Origin of the sequence: Acinetobacter sp. WU_MDCI_Abxd143, assembly GCF_025514195.1 — a bacterium.
Taxonomy (GTDB): Bacteria; Pseudomonadota; Gammaproteobacteria; order Pseudomonadales; family Moraxellaceae; genus Acinetobacter; species Acinetobacter pittii_H.
In genome coordinates this window covers 462,117-484,431 of sequence record NZ_JAHPTH010000001.1, presented here as the reverse complement: position 1 = coordinate 484,431, position 22,315 = coordinate 462,117, and the positions used below count along the sequence as shown (strand labels likewise).

General features: G+C 36.9%; 24 protein-coding genes and 1 pseudogene. 16 read left to right on the top strand and 9 right to left on the bottom strand.

Annotated elements, in window-relative coordinates; all coding sequences use genetic code 11:
• The first annotated feature begins 51 nt into the window (after positions 1–51).
• The 4 genes from KTI79_RS02280 (at position 52) to KTI79_RS02265 (ending at position 5,077) form a co-directional block, all read left to right on the top strand.
• A complete protein-coding gene (locus tag KTI79_RS02280) occupies positions 52–414 on the top strand; it encodes a hypothetical protein (protein ID WP_079284201.1) in 363 nt (120 codons plus the stop codon).
• A 253-nt stretch (positions 415–667) separates the two neighbouring features.
• Positions 668–3,307: a bifunctional aconitate hydratase 2/2-methylisocitrate dehydratase gene (locus KTI79_RS02275; RefSeq protein WP_032035482.1), complete on the top strand. Its 2,640-nt coding sequence runs from the start codon at positions 668–670 to the stop codon at positions 3,305–3,307.
• A 228-nt stretch (positions 3,308–3,535) separates the two neighbouring features.
• The gene (locus tag KTI79_RS02270) at positions 3,536–3,970 is read left to right on the top strand and encodes a hypothetical protein (RefSeq protein ID WP_032054139.1); all 435 of its coding nucleotides are present in this window, start codon (positions 3,536–3,538) and stop codon (positions 3,968–3,970) included.
• A 123-nt stretch (positions 3,971–4,093) separates the two neighbouring features.
• Complete coding sequence (locus KTI79_RS02265; protein WP_057074548.1) at positions 4,094–5,077, top strand: ion transporter; 984 nt, start codon at positions 4,094–4,096, stop codon at positions 5,075–5,077.
• Between the two features lie 26 nt (positions 5,078–5,103).
• Here KTI79_RS02265 and KTI79_RS02260 read toward each other — a convergent pair whose 3' ends face one another.
• Positions 5,104–6,303: an MFS transporter gene (locus KTI79_RS02260; RefSeq protein ID WP_032054137.1), complete on the bottom strand. Its 1,200-nt coding sequence runs from the start codon at positions 6,301–6,303 to the stop codon at positions 5,104–5,106.
• Between the two features lie 225 nt (positions 6,304–6,528).
• On the opposite strand from KTI79_RS02260, the gene KTI79_RS02255 reads away from it, so the two are divergent.
• The 3 genes and pseudogenes from KTI79_RS02255 (at position 6,529) to KTI79_RS02245 (ending at position 9,116) form a co-directional block, all read left to right on the top strand.
• Positions 6,529–6,957 carry a hypothetical protein gene (locus KTI79_RS02255; RefSeq protein WP_032054136.1) on the top strand — a complete coding sequence of 143 codons (429 nt, stop codon included), beginning with the start codon at positions 6,529–6,531 and terminating at the stop codon, positions 6,955–6,957.
• 152 nt (positions 6,958–7,109) lie between these two features.
• Positions 7,110–7,907 (top strand): annotated as a pseudogene (locus tag KTI79_RS02250) (DUF4198 domain-containing protein).
• Positions 7,908–8,195: 288 nt separating this feature from the next.
• Entirely contained in the window at positions 8,196–9,116 is a 921-nt protein-coding gene (locus KTI79_RS02245) for a LysR family transcriptional regulator (protein ID WP_002122195.1), read from the top strand.
• 61 nt (positions 9,117–9,177) lie between these two features.
• Here the strand turns inward: KTI79_RS02245 and KTI79_RS02240 are convergent, their stop codons facing one another.
• The gene (locus tag KTI79_RS02240; RefSeq protein WP_016140600.1) at positions 9,178–9,630 is read right to left on the bottom strand and encodes a DUF441 domain-containing protein; all 453 of its coding nucleotides are present in this window, start codon (positions 9,628–9,630) and stop codon (positions 9,178–9,180) included.
• A gap of 250 nt (positions 9,631–9,880) precedes the next feature.
• Between KTI79_RS02240 and KTI79_RS02235 the strand changes: the two genes are divergently transcribed.
• Together KTI79_RS02235 and KTI79_RS02230 are read left to right on the top strand one after the other, a co-directional pair.
• Complete coding sequence (locus tag KTI79_RS02235; protein WP_032054089.1) at positions 9,881–10,099, top strand: hypothetical protein; 219 nt, start codon at positions 9,881–9,883, stop codon at positions 10,097–10,099.
• A 103-nt stretch (positions 10,100–10,202) separates the two neighbouring features.
• Positions 10,203–10,907, top strand: a complete 705-nt coding sequence (locus KTI79_RS02230) for a pseudouridine synthase (RefSeq protein WP_032054088.1) — start codon at positions 10,203–10,205, stop codon at positions 10,905–10,907.
• On the opposite strand, the gene KTI79_RS02225 is transcribed toward KTI79_RS02230, so the two are convergent.
• The 3 genes from KTI79_RS02225 to KTI79_RS02215 form a co-directional block, all read right to left on the bottom strand.
• Positions 10,900–11,343 carry a GNAT family N-acetyltransferase gene (locus tag KTI79_RS02225; protein WP_002122286.1) on the bottom strand — a complete coding sequence of 148 codons (444 nt, stop codon included), beginning with the start codon at positions 11,341–11,343 and terminating at the stop codon, positions 10,900–10,902. The two genes, KTI79_RS02230 and KTI79_RS02225, sit on opposite strands and share 8 nt — an antisense overlap.
• Positions 11,344–11,441: 98 nt before the next feature.
• Complete coding sequence (locus tag KTI79_RS02220; protein ID WP_002122138.1) at positions 11,442–11,750, bottom strand: type II toxin-antitoxin system RelB/DinJ family antitoxin; 309 nt, start codon at positions 11,748–11,750, stop codon at positions 11,442–11,444.
• A 110-nt stretch (positions 11,751–11,860) separates the two neighbouring features.
• The gene (locus KTI79_RS02215; protein WP_032054087.1) at positions 11,861–12,769 is read right to left on the bottom strand and encodes a pseudouridine synthase; all 909 of its coding nucleotides are present in this window, start codon (positions 12,767–12,769) and stop codon (positions 11,861–11,863) included.
• A 120-nt stretch (positions 12,770–12,889) separates the two neighbouring features.
• Between KTI79_RS02215 and tsaE the strand changes: the two genes are divergently transcribed.
• The 5 genes from tsaE to KTI79_RS02190 all read left to right on the top strand — a co-directional run bounded on the left by tsaE (position 12,890) and on the right by KTI79_RS02190 (position 17,867).
• Positions 12,890–13,363: a tRNA (adenosine(37)-N6)-threonylcarbamoyltransferase complex ATPase subunit type 1 TsaE gene (gene tsaE / locus KTI79_RS02210; protein ID WP_032054086.1), complete on the top strand. Its 474-nt coding sequence runs from the start codon at positions 12,890–12,892 to the stop codon at positions 13,361–13,363.
• Positions 13,356–15,305: a DNA mismatch repair endonuclease MutL gene (gene mutL, locus KTI79_RS02205; protein ID WP_032054085.1), complete on the top strand. Its 1,950-nt coding sequence runs from the start codon at positions 13,356–13,358 to the stop codon at positions 15,303–15,305. The genes tsaE and mutL overlap by 8 nt, the downstream gene beginning before the upstream one ends.
• A 6-nt stretch (positions 15,306–15,311) precedes the next feature.
• Positions 15,312–16,256 (top strand): tRNA (adenosine(37)-N6)-dimethylallyltransferase MiaA, encoded by a 945-nt coding sequence (miaA, locus tag KTI79_RS02200; protein WP_032054084.1) that lies wholly within the window; start codon positions 15,312–15,314, stop codon positions 16,254–16,256.
• A 93-nt stretch (positions 16,257–16,349) separates the two neighbouring features.
• Positions 16,350–16,865 (top strand): RNA chaperone Hfq, encoded by a 516-nt coding sequence (hfq, locus tag KTI79_RS02195; RefSeq protein ID WP_016140609.1) that lies wholly within the window; start codon positions 16,350–16,352, stop codon positions 16,863–16,865.
• Between the two features lie 141 nt (positions 16,866–17,006).
• Positions 17,007–17,867, top strand: coding sequence for a DMT family transporter (locus KTI79_RS02190; RefSeq protein ID WP_032054083.1), 861 nt, complete (start codon positions 17,007–17,009; stop codon positions 17,865–17,867).
• Positions 17,868–17,903: 36 nt separating this feature from the next.
• On the opposite strand, the gene nfsB is transcribed toward KTI79_RS02190, so the two are convergent.
• Complete coding sequence (gene nfsB / locus KTI79_RS02185) at positions 17,904–18,557, bottom strand: oxygen-insensitive NAD(P)H nitroreductase (RefSeq protein ID WP_032054082.1); 654 nt, start codon at positions 18,555–18,557, stop codon at positions 17,904–17,906.
• 139 nt (positions 18,558–18,696) lie between these two features.
• Between nfsB and KTI79_RS02180 the strand changes: the two genes are divergently transcribed.
• Positions 18,697–18,927: a hypothetical protein gene (locus KTI79_RS02180; protein WP_032054081.1), complete on the top strand. Its 231-nt coding sequence runs from the start codon at positions 18,697–18,699 to the stop codon at positions 18,925–18,927.
• Between the two features lie 7 nt (positions 18,928–18,934).
• Here the strand turns inward: KTI79_RS02180 and KTI79_RS02175 are convergent, their stop codons facing one another.
• Both KTI79_RS02175 and KTI79_RS02170 read right to left on the bottom strand, forming a co-directional pair.
• Entirely contained in the window at positions 18,935–19,654 is a 720-nt protein-coding gene (locus tag KTI79_RS02175; RefSeq protein ID WP_032054080.1) for a UDP-2,3-diacylglucosamine diphosphatase, read from the bottom strand.
• 15 nt (positions 19,655–19,669) lie between these two features.
• Positions 19,670–20,179, bottom strand: coding sequence for a peptidylprolyl isomerase (locus KTI79_RS02170; RefSeq protein ID WP_002122280.1), 510 nt, complete (start codon positions 20,177–20,179; stop codon positions 19,670–19,672).
• A 167-nt stretch (positions 20,180–20,346) separates the two neighbouring features.
• Between KTI79_RS02170 and KTI79_RS02165 the strand changes: the two genes are divergently transcribed.
• Complete coding sequence (locus tag KTI79_RS02165) at positions 20,347–22,074, top strand: glutamine--tRNA ligase/YqeY domain fusion protein (protein WP_032054079.1); 1,728 nt, start codon at positions 20,347–20,349, stop codon at positions 22,072–22,074.
• A gap of 77 nt (positions 22,075–22,151) precedes the next feature.
• On the opposite strand, the gene KTI79_RS02160 is transcribed toward KTI79_RS02165, so the two are convergent.
• Positions 22,152–22,265, bottom strand: a complete 114-nt coding sequence (locus KTI79_RS02160; RefSeq protein WP_079284197.1) for a hypothetical protein — start codon at positions 22,263–22,265, stop codon at positions 22,152–22,154.
• Positions 22,266–22,315 lie beyond the last annotated feature (50 nt).

The window sequence follows — 22,315 nt, the reverse complement described above, 5'->3', positions numbered from 1 at the left end:
AAAAATGATGATTTTCCGTATGATATGAACAGCAATAATTAGTGTAGTGAAGTGATGAAAAAGATTTTATTGATTGCAGTGAGTTTGTTCTTTGTCGGTTGTTCAGAAAAGAAACCGTTAACGCCAGAAGAGCAATGGCACGGCTTTTGTACTAGCGTAGGAAATGCAGCTAGAAGTATTGTTTTTGATCGTCAACAAGCTATTGAAAAAACTCAGGCTGTCGAGCATGCAAATAAGATTGAAGATGAGATAACTAAAAATTTCATTCTTAATATTATTGAAAAAGTTTACGCAATTCCAAAAGAAGAACTGACAAAAGATTCTCAAGCAATTCAAGAAAAAGTTAGAAAGCAAATGATGGATGAGTGTTTGGCAACCCCTCATGACAAAATGCCAAAATATAAATCGTTCTAATTGTGGATGAGGTTATCGAATTTCTATCCAATCAAAGCTTAATTTGTTCAAAAAAAGCTCAATTCGGCCCAATATGCTCGTTATTTAAACACAGGTATTTAGATACAAAATAATGGGCATCACGGAGAAACACCCCGCGCTCATTAACTTTTACCTTGAACTCTAGTAAACTTTTGTAGTCCATATTACTTGTGAAGCTTTTAAGAAAGCTGGAATTTGCAAGTAATTTTTCAAAAAAAGAGGAATGAACACCGTGCTAGAAGCTTACCGCCAACACGTTGAAGAACGTGCCGCACTCGGAGTCCCACCGAAGCCACTTGATGACGCTCAAACAGCTCAGCTTGTTGAATTACTAAAAAATCCACCAGCAGGCGAAGAAGCGTTCTTGGTTGATTTGCTTGAAAACCGTGTTCCTGCAGGTGTTGACCAAGCAGCTTACGTAAAGGCAGCGTTCTTGGCAGCGATTGCAAAAGGCGAAGCAACTTCACCACTCGTTTCTAAAGAACGTGCAGTTTACTTACTCGGTACTATGTTAGGTGGTTATAACGTAGCACCACTTGTTGAACTTCTTGACAATGCTGAACTTGCAGGCTTAGCTGCTGAAGCATTAAAGAAAACTCTTCTTGTATTTGATGCATTCCATGACGTAGCAGATAAAGCAAAAGCTGGTAATGAAGCTGCTAAAGCTGTTTTACAATCTTGGGCTGAAGCAGAATGGTTCACTAGCCGTCCTGATGTTCCAGAAGAAATCAAAATCACTGTGTTCAAAGTAACTGGTGAAACAAACACTGATGACTTGTCTCCAGCTCAAGATGCTTGGAGCCGTCCAGACATTCCATTACACGCAAATGCAATGTTGAAAAACGAGCGTGATGGTATCAACCCTGAAAAACCTGGTGAAGTTGGTCCATTAAGCCAAATTAAAGAACTTATCGCGAAAGGCAATCAAGTTGCTTACGTTGGTGACGTTGTTGGTACAGGTTCAAGCCGTAAATCTGCAACTAACTCTGTTCTTTGGTTCTTTGGTGATGAACTTCCACACATTCCAAACAAAAAAGATGGTGGTGTGTGCTTAGGTTCTAAGATCGCTCCAATTTTCTTCAACACTATGGAAGATGCAGGTGCATTACCTGTAGAAATCGACGTTGCTAACATGAACATGGGCGACGAAGTAGTATTGAAGATTGACCATGCTGCTGCAAAAGTAACTGCTTTTAAAGATGGCGTACAAATCTCTGAAGCAGAACTTAAAACTCCTGTACTTTTAGACGAAGTACGTGCTGGTGGTCGTATTAACTTGATCATTGGTCGTGGTTTAACTGCTAAAGCACGTGAAGAATTAGGTCTTGCACCTTCTACTTTGTTCCGTACTCCAGTACAACCTGCTGACACTGGCAAAGGCTTCACACAAGCTCAAAAAATGGTTGGCCGCGCATGTGGTTTACCAGAAGGTCAAGGTATCCGTCCAGGAACTTACTGTGAACCTAAGATGACAACTGTTGGTTCTCAAGATACAACAGGTCCAATGACTCGTGACGAGTTAAAAGATTTAGCATGCTTGGGCTTCTCAGCTGACTTAGTAATGCAGTCTTTCTGTCACACTGCTGCGTATCCAAAACCAGTTGACGTAACAACTCACCATACATTACCTGACTTCATCATGAACCGTGGTGGTGTATCTCTACGTCCAGGCGACGGTATTATCCACTCTTGGTTAAACCGTATGTTACTTCCAGATACAGTAGGTACTGGTGGTGACTCACATACTCGTTTCCCAATCGGTATTTCATTCCCAGCGGGTTCAGGTCTTGTTGCGTTCGCAGCAGCAACTGGTGTTATGCCACTTGATATGCCTGAGTCTGTACTTGTTAAGTTCAAAGGTAAAATGCAACCTGGTATCACTTTACGTGACCTTGTACATGCAATTCCTTACTATGCAATTCAAGCGGGTGATTTAACTGTAGAGAAGAAAGGTAAGAAAAACATCTTCTCTGGTCGTATCCTTGAGATCGATTTATCAGAAATGGAAAATGACTTGACTGTTGAACAAGCATTCGAACTTTCTGATGCGTCAGCTGAACGTTCTGCTGCAGGCTGTTCAATCACACTTTCTGAAGAGAAAGTTGCTGAATACCTACGTTCTAACATCACGATGTTGAAGTGGATGATTGCAGAAGGCTATGGTGATGCACGTACACTTGCTCGTCGTGCTGAAAACATGCAGAAGTGGTTAGATAACCCAAGCTTGTTAAAAGCTGATGCTGATGCTGAATACTTAAAAGTTTATGAAATCGATCTAGCTGACATCAAAGAACCAATTCTTTGCTGCCCGAACGATCCAGATGACGCGAAACTTCTTTCTGACGTTCAAGGCGACAAGATTGATGAAGTATTCATCGGTTCTTGTATGACGAACATCGGTCACTTCCGTGCAGCTGGTCAGTTACTTGACAAAGTACCTGGTGGTTCATTGTCTACTCGTTTATGGTTGGCTCCACCAACTCGTATGGACGAGCACCAATTAATGGAAGAAGGCTTATACAACATCTATGGCCGTGCTGGTGCACGTACAGAGATGCCTGGTTGTTCATTATGTATGGGTAACCAAGCACGTGTAGCGCCGAACACAACTTGTGTATCGACTTCTACTCGTAACTTCCCGAACCGTTTAGGTCAAGGTGCAAACGTTTACTTAGCATCTGCTGAGCTTGCATCTGTAGCTGCGGTACTTGGTAAATTACCAAGCCCAGAAGAATATCAACAGTATGCGTCACAAATCGACAGTGCATCTGCTGACATCTACAAATACTTAAACTTCGACAAGATGAGCGAATATACTAAAGAAGCTGATCAAGTTGATACTAAAAAAATCCAAGCTGCTCAATTGACTTAATACCTCGATTTAGTGCAAAAAAGGAGCTGATTATTCAGCTCCTTTTTTATTTAACTGAGACTTTATACATAATTAGTTTTAAAAATAATAAATAGATCAAATTTTATTTAATGAAAATGTAAAAATAAATATTACTCTAGATATTAAAACGTTTTTTGCTTTAAAATAATTGAACGAACTTAATAATAATTAAAAAAAATATGAGTATTTTATATAGGGAACTTAAGAATGTTAAAGACAATTGTTGAATTTAAATTTGATGATTATCAATTAAATAATCAAAAAACGCATGCTGATGACGGCGGTATTTTAGTTCAAAAAACTGAAGATATTGCACAGTATATTTTTAGTATATTAAAGAATAGATATCATTTAAATATAGAACTATATAGTGAGAAATGGGGGTGGCAAATTGAGATTCCTCTACCTGAAATAACAATGTATCTTGGAATCAGTGTTTATGAAGAATATAGCAATGGATTCGCAATTTTTATTTCTCCAAATACGCCAATTTTAAGAAAGTTTCTATTTAGAAAACTTGATATTACTCATCATATTATGGTGCTGCAAAACTATATAAATATTATTTTAAAATCACATCCCGGTATCTACGATGTGATGTGGTGGGAAGAGAATGAATTCCGATGTGTAGCCGCCGATTGATGCATGAAGTAAATTTTAAGGCTTAAATATTGAAGTCAGTAAAAGTAAAAATTGTTAGAGACTATATTGGTGAATACAGACTAAGCGCTTACTATATCTACATTATCAAGTGGTCAGAGCCATATGCAAAATTCAGCTTTGAAGGGATTGCGTAAGTTTTTCTATAATAATCTTCATAACCATGACTATGAAACTACGGTAAGTAAATGCATTAACTATTTTTTAGTTGTTTTAATTGTTGGCAATGTCGCTGCGGTTTTATTGGAAACGGTAAATGATCTGTACACAAGTTATCGTATTTGGTTTGACTACTTTGAAAATATTTCAATCGCAATTTTTAGTATCGAATATTTATTAAGATTGTGGAGTATTGCTGATCGAGATACGACACAATCTGCATGGAAAACCCGCTTGAACTGGATGAAAAGCGGTGAAGCTATAATTGATTTGATGGCAATTTTACCGGCTTACCTAAATTTCTTTGTACGAATCGATCTTCGTATGCTTAGGATCTTACGTTTACTGCGTTTATTAAAATTAACACGCTATTTCATCTCGCTACAGATATTATTATGCGTAATTAAACGTGAGAAGGGATCTTTTCAAGCCGTTATCTTTATTTTAATTATCATGATTATTATGACTGCTTCTGGAATTTACGTAGTTGAAAATAAGGCTCAGCCAGAAGCTTTTAGTTCAATACCTAAATCTATGTGGTGGGCGGTGGTTACTTTAACTACAGTGGGCTATGGCGATGTTACTCCGGTAACTAGCCTAGGAAAGTTATTAGGAGCGCTTATTACTATTTTGGGTGTGGGGATTGCGGCATTACCGGCTGGTATTTTGGCGTCTGGACTCGCAAATGAGCTTAATCAACGTAATCAAAGATTGGAGCAAGAGTTTCGTGAGTTACTTCAAGCACGAGGCATTGATATTTTACATGATGAAATTGAAATAGAACGAGTTCGTCAAAAAGTAGGACTGCCAAAAGAGCAAGCGCATAACCTGATTATTCAAATTATGCGTGAAAAAGTATTAGAGGAAGAAGAGTCCAGTCGTGAGAAAAAATGTTATTGTCCACACTGTGGAGGAAAGCTAACTGATTAGAAGTAATAAGTTAGCCTTTTCTTTAATTAAGCTTTTTTGCTGGCTTTTTCTACTGCAAATGCGATAAGCAAAATAATCAGTCCGCCAAGGCTTAAAACAAAACCCACCCAGATTGGAGCGATCCAACCCATTTGATGGCTGAGTACCCATCCTCCTAAAAATGCGCCTAATGCATTGGCCATATTAAAGGCAGAATGGTTGAGTGACGCTGCTAATGTTTGGGCGTCGCCTGCAACATCCATTAGACGGGTTTGCAAAGCTCCACCTAGTCCCATTACTGTGAGACCAATTAAAAATAAAGATGCGATGGCAGTATAGATATTACTCATTAAAAAACTAGCGACTACAAAAGCGATAGCTGAGCTAATTAATACACCTACAATCGTTTTGTTGAGGTTTTTATCTGCAAGCCATCCTGCCGCTAATCCTCCAATAACCATACCAATGCCCCAAATAGCCAAGGCGATAGGAATGATTTGGATATTAACTTGTGTGTATTCAGTCAAAATTGGTGAAACATAGCTATAAACTGAAAACATGCCTCCAAAACCGATGGCGCCTACTGCTAGTGTTAACCACATGTTGATATTTTTAAGGCCAGCTAATTCAGTTTTGATACTGGCAGTAGCTTGAACTGGGATATTGGGTACAAAGAATCCAACAGCAATTAAAGTGACGAAAGCAATAGTTGCTGAAAACTCAAAACCTGCTCTCCAACCAAAGTTTTGGCCTAACCATGTTGCGAGAGGAACACCAATGACAGTTGCGACAGTAAGTCCCATCATCATTTGGGCAACTGCAGAAGCTCTTTTTGATGGACCCGCTAGTTCAGCGGCAACTAAGGCTCCGACTCCAAAATATGCTCCGTGTGGTAAACCTGCAATAAAACGTGAGATTAAAACAGTTTCAGGGGTATGAGCTAAAGCAGTACACGCATTAGCAACACCATAAAAAAGCATTAAGCCGAGTAATAAAGTTTTTCTGGGAACTTTGGCTCCGAGAATAGCGATGATAGGAGCACCAATAACTACACCCAATGCATAGGCACTAATAAAGTGACCAGCTTCAGGTACTGTAATATTTAAATTATTTGCAATTTCCTGAATCAGTCCCATTGCGACAAATTCAGTGGTTCCAATACAAAAACCACCTACAGCGAGTGAGAAAATTGCCAAAAAGAGAGAATAATGTTGATGTGTAGAAAGAGGGAATTGCGGGGACGCCATAATAAGTTAAGGGAAGACACAAAAAAGAGAAGTATAAGGGAAAAGTGAACAGAATAATAAAAAACTAAATTAATGAGAAAATGATTACGTATTTAAATGAGGTAAATTTAAATTTTATATGGAATAATTCATCGAAAAACTTTTAAAAATTATATATGATTAGCGCGTAATACTTTAGTCATTACAACAAGTTGTATAAATATCTAAAAATAGAGATGCTAAAACGTGAGAAAATTATTTATTACCTGCCTTATAGGTATGGCTATGTTATCTATGTCTGGTTGCGCAGTATTTATGGCAGGTAATCAACCAAGTAAAAAAAATTTAAATGTTCTAAATCCAGGCAGCTCTCGTAATTATGTGATTGCCGAGTTTGGTGCGCCTGTACTTTCAGAATACCGTGATGGAACACGCGTTGAGATCTATACTTTTCAGCAAGGTTATTCAAAGTGGGTGAAAGTCGGCAGAGCTTTTGGTCATGGTGTAGCAGATGTGGCTTCAATCGGCCTTTGGGAAGTGTTTGGGACTCCGACAGAAGCATATTTTAATGGTAAAGAAATCTCATACGAAGTATCTTATGGACCAGATGATTTAGTGAAAAGCTATAAGCTAATTGATTTCGAGCAGACATTTCCAAAAGTGAAGCAGCAATAAAATCAAATTAAATAAGAAAAGACCTACGGGTCTTTTTTTGTATAAAATTAAATTTATTAATGATAATAAGAATTATTTTTATTTGTGTATACTGTATCCGCTTATATTTTGTCTGAAATTTTTAACTTTGCGTATAACAGGATTTTGTAATAATGAATAGATTTCTAATGACGGGACTTGCATTGATATGTACAACAGGCTTTGCTCACGAACCTTATGTAGCTCCTGTAGCTTATAAAACAGAACAAACCCAAGTACCAGTAATTGCTGGTTATGCTGAAGAAGCACTAAATAGTGAATATGCTTTAAAAGATGCTAAGCTTACTGTAATTACACCTAAAAAGGAGCTTAAAACTGTCAACTCAGAGGCTCTGCATAAGTCTGTAACTGTGTTTGATGTAGATCTACCTGAAGAAGGGACCTACATTGTTCAAACCCAGGCGAGTTACCCTTTAAAATACGTATATGACCAAAAAGCTTGGCATCTATTTTTTGATATGTCAGCTGATAAAGCTCCACCAAAAGCAGAGCGTGAATATGTGATTCCAGCTGATCTTAAAACAAAAACAATTAAAACAGAGCAAGTAACACGTGAGTGGATATTGCAGAGTTACCTTTCTAAAGGAAAAGTTTCAGATATTCAGCTTCCTAATACACTGATTAAAGTTAGTTTCTCTGTACATCCTAACCAGATTAAAGTTACTCAGCCTGTTAAATTAGCTATCACTGAAAAAGGACAGCCTTTAGCTTATGCTGAAGTGAATTTAAGAGAAAAGGGCGCAACTGACAAATAAGTTCAGCAGTTTAAAGCAGAAAAAAACGGTCAGGTTGAGCTTAGCTTTCCAAAAGCTGGAGAGTATCTAGTAGAAGTAACCGCTCCTTTAAATTTGAAATTAAAACCTAAGGATCAGAGCTATACAATTATTAGTTTAAATGTATCACCACAGTAGCTTTTAATGTTTTAAAAAATAGACCTTTATAAGGTCTATTTTAGGTTTTCATATTTTTTTAACTACTTAAAAAATTTTCATAAAATCGTGTTAATTTTCCTAATTTTTTGGAGATACCAAAATTCATCGTAAATAAAAATAGTGAAATAAAATTCATGTTGAGACAAACTAACTAATTCTGTGTTAAAGTGAATAAAATTCATTAATAAAGATTTGTCGAAAGTTTTATGGAAAAGTAAAGATGAGCTTTATCCATTTGTAGATAAATCTCTTTTTTAGGCTTGGCCCATGTTAGAAATTCGTCACCTTAAAACTTTAGTTGCTTTACGTGAGCATGGTTCATTAGTTTCGGCAGCTAACGATCTTTGTTTAACACCCTCTGCTATTTCCCATCAATTAAAAGAATTAGATCATTGGTATGGAGTAGAAGTGGTTAATCGTCGGAGCAGACCTGTTAGTTTTTCTAATGTTGGGCAGCGCTTATTAAAGTTAGCCGATGATGTTTTGCCACAAATTCAAATTACTCATAGTGATATTACACGTATTGTGCATGGGCAGACTGGCAGAATTATTTTTTCATCGGAATGTCATAGTTGTTTTGACTGGTTAATGCCTTTGTTAAATCAGTATCGCCAACAATATCCAGATGTTGATTTAGACTTTGCCTCAGGTTTTGAAGCCAATCCGCATGAACTTTTACAAAATGCAGAATTTGATTTATTGATTACAGCTGACCCAATTGCATTAAAAGGAATTGAGTATTTTCCAATTTTTGAATATGAGTCACGGTTAGTCTTATCAAATACTCATCCTTTGGTGCGGGCTGAAAATATTACAGTTCAAGAGTTGGCCGAAGAAGTTTTAATTACTTATCCGGTTGATAAGCATCGTTTAGATATTATGTCTAAACTTTTCATCCCCGCGAATATTCAGCCTAAGCAAATACGAACAACAGATTTAACCCAAATGCTGATACAACTTGTTGCAAGTGGACGAGGTATTGCTGCTTTACCTGATTGGGTTGTAAATGAATATGAACAAAAGGGATGGGTTACTAGTCGTCGTTTAGATTGTGTTTCTCCTACAGGTTTAAGACGAACTTTATATGCAGGTTACCGAACTGAAGAAAAAGAGAAAAGTTATTTTGAAGGATTTTTAAAGCAGTTGGAAAAGTTCTCTTTAAAACGAAACGCCTATTACTCTGGCTAAAACAATGAATTAGCCTAAGTATTAAAAAGGTGCTTAATTGCACCTTTTTTCTATCGAACTTTTATTTACCAATAAATAAAGAGAGTAAACCTGCTGCAATCAGTGGGCCGACTGGTACGCCTCGGAGTAAAGCAACACCAGCAACCGTACCAATGAGTAAACCTGCAACCACATCGGGCTGGCTCGACATTAATTTTACTCCACGACCCCCTAGCCAGGCGACTAATAGGCCAATTGCGATAGCCACCAGTGATTTAACACTAATAAAGGATTTTAAAATACTCTCGCCGCTGAGCTTGCCGCTGGCAATCGGGGTGAGTACACCAATCGTTAAGATAAGAATTCCTAAATTAAGGCCATGGGCTTGAATATAGGGGAAAAACTCATTTAATGGCGTAATTTTAACGACAATAAGCACACCTGCTGCAATCGTTACAGCTGCATTTTGACTTAATAAACCGCAAATCAACAGGACGAGTAAAACAACTAAATTCACATCAAATTGGGCAAGCATGAGGGTGCAGAGCAAGTAAATAAGTGGAATTGTATAATATTTAAGAGTGTTGATGTGAACGCTTTAAAAGATATAGCCGATTTTAAATCTAATTTTTGATAAAAAATCATTGTATATCTATAAATGATAAAGATTTTTAATTTCTGGTTACGCTTGGACACAATGTTATATAAATTAACAAGTTAAAAATTTTAGTTTCTTAAAGTTGTGATATAAAAATAGTCATTACTCATGAGTACAGGATAATTTTATGGACATTATAGATATTAAAATTAAAGATCAGTTTGACCAGATTCATGATGCAAAAGCGCAACTAAAGAAAAATTTAGTGGAACATGAAAATGAGCCTTTAAAGCTGAGCCAACGTATTGAGCATATTATTGTTGATAATGAAATTATTTTGCCTACCACTGAATTGTTGTTTGAAAGTGAACAAAACGAAAATATTTATCGAGTAGTGGAAGATTAAGAAAAGCGACTTAAATCAAATAGATGAAAACAGTAGAGAGTAGTGTTTAGCAAAAAATAGAAACTACGTTAAAATAACAGCTTAGTTCTAATGAGAAAACTTCATGCTGCTGGAAAAAATTTTACAATCACAAGGGTTTGGTTCACGTAAATATTGTCAGCAGTTAATAAAAAATGGATCTGTAAGTATTGAGGGAGAGGTTGCAGATGATCTCAAAAAGCAATTCTCTCCAGAAAATTTAGAATTTTCTCTTTTTGGAGAAACTTATCAATATCGAGAAAAAGTTTACCTCGCTTTAAAAAAACCAAAAGGTTTTGAATGTTCACATCAGCCTCACCATCATCAAAGCGTATTTAGTCTTTTACCAGAAATCATGATTCAACGTGGCGTGCAAGCCATTGGCCGTCTAGATCAAGATACCACAGGCTTACTTTTACTTACTGATGATGGTAAATATCTTCAAGCTTTAACCCATCCTCGTAAACATGTTCCAAAGGTTTATCATGTTACGACTATAGATCCAGTCACACCTGAGCAAATTGAAATGTTGAGTCAAGGCGTAAGTTTGCATCAAGAAAAAGGTGTGTTTGCTGCAACGGATGTAGCGATATTAGAAACTCATCAATTAACCATGACGATTCATCAAGGTGTTTATCATCAAGTCAAAAGAATGATTGCAGCTGTAGGAAATAAAGTAGAAGCATTGTACCGCCATCAAGTAGGACAATTGGTTTTACCTGAACTTGAAGATGGAGAATGGGTGTATTTATCTGAACAACAAAAACAGCTTGCTCAAAATATTATTTGAGAAAACAATGAAAAGTTTGGAACTCACTATCTCGAATGAATCCCATTTGTTCATATAAACGATGAGATTCATGGTTGTTACTTTGAGTTTCCAAACTAATCCGCAAAGCATTCTCTTGTTTTGCAAATAAGATTGCTGTATCGATGAGCTGTTTAGCTGAACCTTGACGACGGAAAACGGGGGTAACATAGACATCATCTAAGATATAGTAAGTTGAACAAGCAACTGAAGAAAAACCTAAATAGAGTAAAATAAAACCCGTAATTTTATCGTCTTTAATATGAATGAAGAACACACTTTCTCTATTCTCAAAACGTTGTTTTAGGAAGTGAAGGGATTCATTAAAATTAGAAGAGGCCCCATAAAATTGGCGATATTCATCAAATAAAACGGCGAGTTGCTCTAAGTCTTCAAAAGTCGCTCGTCTAACGATCATTTGGCACTCCTTGTAACTTATCATTATGTTTTTACAAAGAGAGCATAACGAAAAAAAGAGCTTTTTGACGTTAAAACTTGTTTATAAATGCAACAGTGTTAAGTTTTGTCGCTTTCACCAAGAAGTGCATTCAATTCTTCAAATAAATCTTCATGGTCATCATCTTCAGCTAAAGTTGATGAATTTTGGTTTAATGAAGATGCTTTTGCTTTTCTCAGTTTTAATAATTGTTCCATATTAATATTCTGATTTTCGATCGCAAAAGGAATAGATTTAGTTAATACGACCTGTTTAAAAAAAAGTCGTACTGCTTGGGCAGGGGTAATTCCCAGTTGTTTAAAAACAGCAAAAGCCTGCTTTTTTTCTTGGGAGTCAAGTCGAACCTGATAAACTTCTGTTTTTCGCATGAATAACAAAACCAAATGATTTTAATTTTTAGGAATTTATTTTAAACCATCGCAATGTAATTTCAATGCTTTTTGGCATAAAAAATAATCTTTTTGTCATTACGGTTACATTACAATGTCAATTCAAACTCAGAATTAAAAGACATTCCCTCCTTTGTGACGGGGTCTGTAAATGAAATGTGCTTAGCTAGCAGCTGTAATGGTTCCGAGAAATCATCTTCAGCTTTGTGTTGAACTACTGGATAAAATGGATCATTTTTAATCGGAATTTCTAAGTAATTAAGATGCACTCGAAGTTGGTGCTGTTTGCCCGTTGTCGGTGTTAAGCGATATTTTGCCCAAATCTGGTTATGTTCGATCAGCTCAATATAAGTCTCGGTGTTTGTTTTTGCATTTTCTATAACTTGCATGGTGTAAAAAGGATGACCTTTATCTAAATGCAAATGTAATTCCTGAGGAAAAGTTAAATCTTTTTTATAAGGTGCAACAGCGTGATAAATTTTATTGACTTGGCGCTCTGCGAATAATTGTTGGTAAATACCGCGAGACTCAACCCGTTTGCAAAATAGAACCACGCCAGCAGTTTCACGGTCTAAGCGATGAATAGGGGTTAAAAATTCATTGTCTGTTTGTTTTTTTAGTCGGACTAAAAGTGTTTCTTGAACATATTGTCCAGTGGGGCTAATCGTTAAAAAATGGGGTTTATCGACCACCAGTAAATCATCATTCTCAAATAAAATTTGATGCTTAAAAGGGACATGTGGTTCATACGCAAGAAAGCGATAATAAAAAATATGGGTGTTGCTGACATATGGACTGGTTACAGTTAATTTATCCCCATTTGCTGCATATATAAGACCGTCTTGAAATCTTTGTTCCCATTCTTCAGTTTTAATATGTGGAAAGTGACCACAGAGATACTCATAAATAGTTTGAGCATCTGTTTGCATAGGAAGGTAGACTTGACTCGCACTTACTCCATCAATCATGGGTGGCAGAAATTCGTTTGGACTAGACATAAGAAAGTGTGAATATTTAAGAAAATTGATATAAAAAAAGCCAACTTCTAGGGCTTAAGTAGGCTTTTAAGGCAGGGCAATGTTATCATATCGATTATTTCGAATCATGTTATGTGTGCTATGTCGTATTCATTGAAATTGGTCTTAAATCATGAAGAAGATACTGAGCGTTTAGCTCAAGCTTTGGCGCAGCATGTTCAGTCGGGTGTAATTTATTTAATTGGGGACTTAGGGGCGGGTAAAACCACACTTACGCGCTATTTCTTACAAGCTTTGGGCCACAAGGGCTCTGTTAAAAGTCCAACTTATACACTCGTTGAGCCATATAAAATTAATGATAAAGAAATTTTTCATTTTGACTTATATCGTCTGAATGATCCGTACGAACTTGAATTAATGGGAATCCGTGACTATTTAGATATTACTGATGCTTTATTTTTGTTTGAATGGCCCTCTGAAGGTGGTGATGAAATTCCACAAGCGGATATCATCATTGACATTCAAAAGTCAGATGATGAGTTGAGCCGGTTCGTAACGTTAACTTTACCAACAGAAAATTTGTACCAGACTTTGCAGGAACAGCTTCATGACTGATGAAAAGCTAACACAACGTCGTATTCATACATTAGACGCAGCGTTAGCGAACCAGATTGCAGCAGGTGAGGTGATTGAGCGACCTTCTTCTGTGGTCAAAGAATTATTAGAAAACTCTATCGATGCCGGCGCGACTGAGCTGATTGTAAGGATTGCTCAAGGTGGTTCGACTTTAATCGAAATCATTGATAATGGGCATGGTATTCATCCGGATGATTTGGCACTTGCTGTCATGCGTCATGCCACAAGTAAGATTAAAACTGCTGAAGATTTACATGCGATTGTGAGTTTGGGATTCCGTGGTGAAGCCCTAGCTTCGATTGCTGCTGTCTCAAGATTGACTTTGACCAGTAGCCAAGATGAAAGTGGTATTGGCCATCAGGTTGAGGTAAACGGTACAGCATTTGATCATCAAGAGGTACAAGCTGTTGCAGCACAAAAAGGTACTCATATTCGAGTTCAGGACTTATTTTTTAATGTTCCTGCGCGTCGTAAATTCTTAAAAAAACCAACCACTGAATTTGGTCATATTGAAGAAATCGTTCGCCGTCTAGCCCTAACGCATTTCGATATACGTTTTGTGCTTGAACACAATGATAATATTAGAATTAATTTACCGATAGCAGATAGCGGAGAGCTACGTTTTCAGCGAGTTCAGCAATTATTAGGCTCGCAATTTGTACAAAATGCATATTGGATTGATGCTGAAAGTATTAGTATGCGTTTATCAGGTTGGCTTGGTCATCCTTCAGACGCACGTGCACAGGCCGACATGCAATATGTCTATGTAAATGGTCGTATTGTCAAAGATAAAACAATTTCGCATGCGCTACGCATGGCCTATGATGGTATTTTACATGGTCATCAACATTCATCTTATTTACTTTTTTTAGAAGTCGATCCTGAAAATATTGATGTCAATGTTCACCCGACCAAACATGAGATTCGATTTTTAAATCAAAGAGAAGTGCATGAGTTTGTAAGGCATTATGCAAAAGAAACTCTCGCACAATTTCAGACAGCGAGTGCTGATCTAGCTCAAGCGATGAAAGTAGATGAAAGCTCAGATTATTCAGTACAGCCGCAGCCTAAATATCAAGAACAATTTTCATTGCACCGAGCAAATGAAACTTTAAATGCAGATAGTGAGCCACAGACTCAGCACGCACCAACAGAGTTATTAACCGATTTTAACGCTAGTCGTCCGCAAGTTATTCACTATGCAGATCAAACACCCAAATATAATGGTTCTGCTCAATTAAATAATGCTTTAAAAACTTATTTAGCCCCACTTCGCGACCAACCTGCGAGTTTCTCGGTAAATGAAGATATAGAGCCAGTTGCTAAAGTAGATGAGTTTCCATTAGGGATCGCAATTGCTCAACTACATGGAATTTATATTTTAGCCCAAAATACCGAAGGGCTAATTATTGTTGATATGCATGCGGCCCATGAGCGTATTTTATTACAGCAAATGAAAAATGCTTGGGATAAACCGGAATTTTGGACATCTCAGCAATTGCTTATACCTAAAGTGATTTCCATTAGCCGTATGCAAGCTGTTAGGGTTGAGGAATTAAAACCTCAGCTTGAGCGCTTAGGTTTGGAAATTGATTTATATGGTGATGAGCAGGTTATTGTTCGTGGTGTGCCAGCCATTTTGCAAAAAGCTGATTTTGAAAATCTCATTCCAGAACTTTTAAATGATTTAGATCCGAATGATGAAGCACAAGGATTACTTCAAAAAAGAGATGAGTTACTCGCTGGAATGGCATGTCATGGGGCAGTGCGTGCACATCGACAACTTAGTCTTTCAGAAATGAACGCTTTACTTCGTCAAATGGAACAAACCGAATTTGCGAGCCAATGTAACCATGGGCGGCCAACTTGGCGTGCATTTCCATTATCTCAACTAGATAAATTATTTGCTCGAGGAGAGTAGTTTTACATGTCAAATCAATTGCCCGTCATCAATTTAATGGGACCAACTGCGAGCGGGAAAACCGCTTTGGCATGTGAATTATATGAGCGTGGAAATTTTGAACTAATTTCTGTTGATTCCGCACTCGTCTATAAAGATATGGATATCGGTACTGCTAAGCCAACGCGTGAAGAACAAGCGCTCTATCCTCATCACCTCATTGATATTATTACTCCTTTAGAAGTCTATTCGGCTGCTCAATTTGTCGAAGATGCATGTAAATTAATTGATGAAATGCATTCGCGTGGGAAAACTCCTATTTTAGTAGGAGGGACAATGTTGTATTTCAAGGCATTATTAGAGGGTTTGTCTGGTAATTTGCCAAGCGCAGATGCAGAGGTTCGAGCAGCAATTGAAGAAAAAGCTTTGAATGAAGGATGGCAAGCCGTTTATGATGAGTTAGTTTCTGTAGACCCGGCCGCTGCTATAAAGTTTAATGTAACTGATAAACAACGGATTATTCGTGCTTTAGAAGTTTATAAAATTACAGGCGAGCCAATTACTAAATTACAGGCAGAGCAACCAAAAAACGTACCATATCGATACATATTTCATAACTATGCTTTGCTTCCAGATCGGGTAGAATTACATCAACGCATTGAGCAAAGATTAAGCAAAATGTGGGATATCGGTTTTTTGAGTGAAGTTGAAGCTCTAATTGAAAAATACGATTTAGATGAAAATTTACCCTCAATGCGTTCAGTGGGTTATCGACAAGCACTAGAATTTTTATTAAAAAGTGACTTAAGTCTCAAAAGTAAACGTGAAATGGAGGATAAAGCTTTATTTGCAACACGACAACTTGCCAAACGTCAATATACGTGGTTACGTTCTTTGCAAGAAATACACGATTTTAAAACTTACTTGACGATAAAGCAGGCGAAAGAAGACTTGCGAAACTCTTATGGATAAAGCAAAATTTGCACACTGTCTTTTTATAATTTTTAGTTGAAAAATAAAGATAGTTTTTTTGCGCTGATTTAAAAATTTTTTTTGGAGTTAAAAATGTCTAAAGGTCAAACTTTACAAGATCCGTTCTTAAATTCTCTCCGTAAAGAACGTATCCCTGTTTCTATTTTCCTTGTGAACGGTATTAAATTACAGGGTCATATTGAATCTTTTGACCAATATGTTGTTTTATTAAAAAATACTGTAAGTCAAATGGTTTACAAACACGCGATTTCAACTGTTGTTCCAGCACGTAACCCACGTCCAGCAGGCGCTCAAGGTACAGGCTTCCCAGCACAAGGCGGCACTCAAGGCGGTTTTGGTGGTCAAGGTAGCGGCTTCGGTGGTGCTCAAGGCGGTGGCTTCGGCGGTGCTCAAGGTGGCTTCGGCGGCGCTCAAGGCGGCTTCGGTGGTCAAGGCGGCTTCGGTGGTCAAGGTGGCGGCTTCGGTGGTCAAGGTGGCTTCGGTGGTCAAGGTGGCTTCGGTGGTCAAGGCGGCTTCGGTGGCCATCAAGGTGGTTTTGACAACGATACTAAATTTGAAGATGGTCAAGACGACGAAAATAATCGTTAATTGAAATCTAAAAAAGAAACCAGTCAGATAATGACTGGTTTTTTTATGTGTATTTAAAAGTTTATTCCAAATATTTAACTGGTCATAGGTAATGATTTGAACATGATAGTTAGTATATTTAAATAAATAGGGCTTTAATAAATGATGTTAATATTAGCTGCTGCTTTAAGCAGTGTCTTGGTGTCTATCCTATTAAAAAATTTAAAGAAAAAAGGTTATCAACCTTTACAAATGATTGCATGGAATTATGCAAGCGCAAGTCTGCTTTGTTTTTTGTGGTTTCAGCCTGATATTCAACATGTTTCAATACGACATACGCCTTGGTGGCTAATTATTGCCTTAGGAATAATTTTACCTAGTATTTTTTTATGTCTTGCTAAATCATTAGAATATGCCGGAATTGTTAAGACGGAACTTGCCCAAAGACTTTCGGTTTTTCTTTCTTTACTTGCAGCATATTTCCTTTTTCATGAGCAATTTAATGCATTAAAACTGTGGGGAATAGGTCTAGGAATTTTTGCAGTCTTACTTGTCTTATTTGGACAAATGAATTCTTTCTCAAATCACCAATCTCGAAAAGCGATATTTGCTCTATTAAGTGTATGGTGTGGTTATGCAGCAGTAGACATTCTCTTAAAATATACAAGTAGTTTAGGACTTCAGTTTACACTTATTTTAAATCTTATTTTTATTACTGCTTTTATATTATCGATTTCATATTTACTTATACAGAAAAATCAAAAGTGGCAATTTAAAAGCACGCTAGCTGGTTTGGTATTAGGCATACTTAATTTTTTGAATATTGCTTTATATGTAAAGGCTCATATTCTTTTAAAAGATTCACCTGCAATTGTTTTTGCAAGTATGAATATTCTTGTAGTGTTATTGGGGGTTGTCAGTGGAGTCATCTTATATAAAGAAAAATTAAAATGGCCTACTATTTTGGGGATTCTTTTAGGAATAAGTGGTGTAATTTGTTTGGCAAGTGCGATGGCTGGATAGCTCAAGAGAGTCGAATCTCTTGAACTACTGAGATTATTATAAGTATGTGAAAATCACTTCATCTGGCAAACGTGATTTAGGAAGTTTGGCATTAAAGTCATTTTCACTACGATAGCCTAGCGAAACAATCACCGAGCTTCTTAAGCCTTTTTCAGTTAAACCGAGTTCAGTATTTAAAACTTCTTCATCAAAGCCACCCATAGGAGTTGCGTCAATTCCTTCTAAGCCAGCAGCAAACAGTAACTGTCCTAAAGCAATGAATGTTTGGTTTTCCATCCATCCGAATAAATTTTTCTGTTCATTCCGATAAAACTCAACATAGCCATGGCGAGTATCTTTTTGGCCTAGTTTAGCTTTTTCATCTTTAAAACGGCCACTTAAATCATCTTGCTCAAGTAGTTGATTTAAATACTCAGGTGAAATATCTGTTTTTGTGCAGAATACAATTGTATGTGATGACTCAAGCACTTTAGGAGCATTGTAAGCATACTTTCCTGTTAATGCTTTTGCGATACGTTCTTTAGCAGCAAGATTGTCTGCAACTACAAAGTGCCAAGGCTGAATATTTACTGAAGAGGGAGAGAAACGTAATATTTCTAATAATTTATTAAAATTTTCTTGAGGTATTTTCTTATTTGGATCATATGCTTTTGTTGTATAACGACTTTTAACAGAATTCAATAGGTCCATAGGTGTGCTCCATATCAATCTTATGCCAATTGAGAGAATTTAATCTTTGCCATCATACGCTATTTTATTCAAAAACATTTCCTATGTATTTTTATAAAGAAATATAATGTTTATATAAAGTTTTAATAATCTATTGAAAATGATTGATTTAATACCAAGAGATGAAAAGAGTAAGCTGCGAGAATTTAGAATCGTTAAAACCTTTATCATTTTTGCATTTATTTTGAGTCTTTTGATTTTATATATCGAATATCAAAAGTATGCACATATAAACTGGAAATTTGTACTCATTACCTGTTTATGTATGATTTGGGATTTTGATTTAAATAACAAAATTAAAGAATTGAAAGTTCAAATAAAAAGTGGCTAATTTCTAGCTAATAATTCCAGATCATCAATTCAAGCTGTTGCATATTGGAAGACGGATCAATTTCTAAAATATAAGCTTGATCTTCACGCCAATCGCCAAGAACAATTCGTTGTTTAGCTTGTACCTGATGAATTGAAGGGCGATGAGTATGTCCATGAATCAGTATATCTGCATCCTCTAAAGCAGAAATAACAGCTTGTTCATTCACATCCATAATTTCATAGCTTTTTTGCTGTTTATCAGCGGAGCTTCTTTTACGAAAGCCATTAACCAGTTTGGTTCGAAAACTCAGTGGTGTACGACGTAAAAGAGCAACTAAGAGCGGATTTCGAATAATCTTCTTAAATCTTTGATAAGAAATATCATCTGTACATAGGGCATCACCATGTTCTAGACGGTAATGATGTCCAGCAATATTAAGATAATAAATGTCGGGTAGTAATACACCGTTAAATTTATTAAGGAAAACCTGATTTAAGGCAAAATCACGATTACCAACTTGAAAGTAAATCCGATTTCCTTTTTTGTTAAAGTCTTTTAATGCTTCAACAATTTCATCGAGCCATGGTGCTGAGTAATCATCACCAATCCAAGCGTTAAACCAGTCACCTAAAATATAAAGCTGTGTTTGTTTATTTTGATAATGCACCAATAAATCTAAAAACCCTCGAACAAGTCGAGGGTGTTCAGGTGACAAGTGTAGATCTGAAATAAACAGATAAGTCACAGCTTATTCCTAAAATTATTCAGAAATAATTTTAGCAGATTCGATTACAACGTTTTCTAAAGGAACGTCAGCGTGGTAGCCACGGTTGCCAGTGCGAACACCTTTGATCGCTTCAACAACATCCATACCTTCAACAACTTTACCAAATACAGCATAACCCCAACCTTGAGCAGTTTTTGAGGTATGGTTTAAGAAAGAGTTGTTTTTTACGTTAATGAAGAACTGTGCAGAAGCAGAGTGAGGTGCTTGAGTACGTGCCATAGCAATCGTACCAACATCATTGCTTAAACCATTGTCAGCTTCGTTTTCGATAGAATCACGAGTTGCTTTTTCTTTGAAGTTTTCATCCATCCCGCCACCTTGGATCATGAAACCATCAATGACACGGTGGAAAATAACGCCGTCATAAAAACCGTCACGTACATATTCTAAAAAGTTTGCTACTGTTTTTGGTGCTTTTTCAGTATTTAGTTCAAGAACAATACGACCTTTATTGGTGTTTAATTCGACTTGAGGAAAACTCATTACATTAATCTCCTAAACATGGGCTTATGACCATGGGTTTTTGGTTGAGAGAAGCATAAGCAAACTGTAAACTACAAGGCAAGTAAAAAACGTTAAAATCTTTGTGAAAAATGAAGATAGCGTTTAAATTTTTCGAAATTTATCTACAAAGAAGTGATTGATACACTATGAAGCCTAATGATGTTGTCTCGAACCTGCCAAATAACCCGACACCGAATACTCATGCCTCTGTCGATTCTGCGCAGCAAGAACAACAGGCTGGCTTAGATTTTGTTCGCCAAGTCATTACTGATGATTTAGCAACGGGTCGTGCAAAGCAGATCGTAACGCGTTTTCCACCAGAACCAAATGGCTATTTACATATTGGCCATGTAAAAGCGATTTGCTTGAACTTTGGTGTGGCTGAAGAATTTGATGGTTTGTGTAATTTGCGTTTTGACGATACAAACCCTGATGCTGAAGAACAAGAATATGTTGATGGTATTGCGAATGATGTGAAATGGCTTGGTTTTAACTGGAATGGTGAACCACGCTATGCATCAGGTTACTTTGATCAATTATATGCATGGGCAGTTCAACTTATTGAACAAGGCGATGCCTATGTAGATTTACAATCTCCAGAAGAAATTAAGTTAAACCGCGGTAGCTTTGTTGAGCCAGGTAAAAACTCTCCATACCGTGATGCATCTATTGAAGAGAATCTTGCTCGCTTTGAAAAAATGCGTAGCGGTGAGTTTAAAGAGGGAGAAGCGGTTTTACGTGCCAAGATTGATATGGCAAGTACAAATGTACATATGCGTGATCCGATTTTATATCGCGTATTGCATTCAGAGCATCACCAAACTGGCGATAAATGGAAAATCTACCCAATGTATGACTATGCTCATCCATTGTCTGATGCCATTGAAGGGATTACTCATTCACTTTGTACATTGGAATTCCAAGATCACCGTCCGTTTTATGATTGGATCGTAGAAAAAGTAAAATCTAAAGCTGTTCCGCATCAGTACGAATCTTCACGTTTAAACGTGGACTACACTATTACGTCAAAACGTAAATTACGTAAATTGGTGGAAGGTGCTTATGTAAATGGTTGGGATGACCCACGTATGCCAACCGTAGTCGGTATGCGTCGTCGTGGCTTTACTCCTGAAGGCTTACGTGATTTCTGTAAACGTGTAGGCGTGTCAAAAACTGACGGTATTGTAGATGTTGCAATGCTTGAGTTCTGTATTCGTCAATCTTTAGAAAATACTGCTGCGCGTGGTATGGCTGTTTTAAGTCCACTTAAAGTGACTTTAACTAATTTACCTGAAGATATGGATCTTACGCATGCTCGCCATCCTAATGTGGATATGGGTGATCGTGTGATTCCTTTAACTAAGGAAATCTATATTGACCGTAAAGATTTTGAAGAAGTACCGCCAAAAGGCTTTAAACGTTTAATTCCTGACGGTGAAGTGCGTTTACGCCATGCCTACGTCATTAAATGTGATGAAGTAATTAAAGATGCAAACGGTGAGGTGATTGAGCTGAAATGTTCAATTGACCCTGAAACTCTAGGAAAGAATCCGGAAGGCCGTAAAGTTAAAGGCGTGATTCACTGGGTATCTGCAACTAAAGGTGTTCCTGCTGAAGTACGTATCTATGATCGTTTGTTCACAGAAGCCGCACCTGATGCAGATGATGACTTCTTGGCAAATCTTAATCCTGAATCATTAAAAGTGGTACAAGCTGTCATTGAGCCAGCTTTGGCACAAGCGAATCCTGAGGATCGTTTCCAATTTGAGCGTGAAGGCTATTTTGTCGCTGATCAATATGATCATTCACCAGAGAAACCAGTTTTCAACCGTATTCTTGATTTAAAAGACAGCTTTAAGCCTGAGAAAAAGTAAGAGAAATAAAAAGCCCAACTCAGTTGGGCTTTTTATTTAGGTTGATATTTACTTTTAAAGATTACTTTTGCGTATGGCTAAGTAGGATTAATCACATAAAAATAAATAACTGTTGTTAGAAGAAGAATAGACGCTAGCGATAAATAGGTATTCACCGTATTAAAGCTTTTGATAAATTTCAGGATTTCCATAATGATTTAACTATTTATATTTGTGAGTAAAAGTAGCGTGAAGCATTAGA

Bases quoted from the DNA above. Each gene is read 5' to 3' on its own strand.
- KTI79_RS02270 (WP_032054139.1), top strand. From the start codon at position 3,536: ATGTTAAAGACAATTGTTGAATTTAAATTTGATGATTATCAATTAAAT.
- KTI79_RS02265 (WP_057074548.1), top strand. From the start codon at position 4,094: ATGCAAAATTCAGCTTTGAAGGGATTGCGTAAGTTTTTCTATAATAAT.
- KTI79_RS02260 (WP_032054137.1), bottom strand. From the start codon at position 6,303: ATGGCGTCCCCGCAATTCCCTCTTTCTACACATCAACATTATTCTCTC.
- KTI79_RS02245 (WP_002122195.1), top strand. From the start codon at position 8,196: ATGTTAGAAATTCGTCACCTTAAAACTTTAGTTGCTTTACGTGAGCAT.
- KTI79_RS02240 (WP_016140600.1), bottom strand. From the start codon at position 9,630: ATGCTTGCCCAATTTGATGTGAATTTAGTTGTTTTACTCGTCCTGTTG.
- KTI79_RS02235 (WP_032054089.1), top strand. From the start codon at position 9,881: ATGGACATTATAGATATTAAAATTAAAGATCAGTTTGACCAGATTCAT.
- KTI79_RS02230 (WP_032054088.1), top strand. From the start codon at position 10,203: ATGCTGCTGGAAAAAATTTTACAATCACAAGGGTTTGGTTCACGTAAA.
- KTI79_RS02225 (WP_002122286.1), bottom strand. From the start codon at position 11,343: ATGATCGTTAGACGAGCGACTTTTGAAGACTTAGAGCAACTCGCCGTT.
- KTI79_RS02220 (WP_002122138.1), bottom strand. From the start codon at position 11,750: ATGCGAAAAACAGAAGTTTATCAGGTTCGACTTGACTCCCAAGAAAAA.
- KTI79_RS02215 (WP_032054087.1), bottom strand. From the start codon at position 12,769: ATGTCTAGTCCAAACGAATTTCTGCCACCCATGATTGATGGAGTAAGT.
- tsaE (WP_032054086.1), top strand. From the start codon at position 12,890: ATGTCGTATTCATTGAAATTGGTCTTAAATCATGAAGAAGATACTGAG.
- mutL (WP_032054085.1), top strand. From the start codon at position 13,356: ATGACTGATGAAAAGCTAACACAACGTCGTATTCATACATTAGACGCA.
- miaA (WP_032054084.1), top strand. From the start codon at position 15,312: ATGTCAAATCAATTGCCCGTCATCAATTTAATGGGACCAACTGCGAGC.
- hfq (WP_016140609.1), top strand. From the start codon at position 16,350: ATGTCTAAAGGTCAAACTTTACAAGATCCGTTCTTAAATTCTCTCCGT.
- KTI79_RS02190 (WP_032054083.1), top strand. From the start codon at position 17,007: ATGATGTTAATATTAGCTGCTGCTTTAAGCAGTGTCTTGGTGTCTATC.
- nfsB (WP_032054082.1), bottom strand. From the start codon at position 18,557: ATGGACCTATTGAATTCTGTTAAAAGTCGTTATACAACAAAAGCATAT.
- KTI79_RS02180 (WP_032054081.1), top strand. From the start codon at position 18,697: ATGATTGATTTAATACCAAGAGATGAAAAGAGTAAGCTGCGAGAATTT.
- KTI79_RS02170 (WP_002122280.1), bottom strand. From the start codon at position 20,179: ATGAGTTTTCCTCAAGTCGAATTAAACACCAATAAAGGTCGTATTGTT.
- KTI79_RS02165 (WP_032054079.1), top strand. From the start codon at position 20,347: ATGAAGCCTAATGATGTTGTCTCGAACCTGCCAAATAACCCGACACCG.
- KTI79_RS02160 (WP_079284197.1), bottom strand. From the start codon at position 22,265: ATGGAAATCCTGAAATTTATCAAAAGCTTTAATACGGTGAATACCTAT.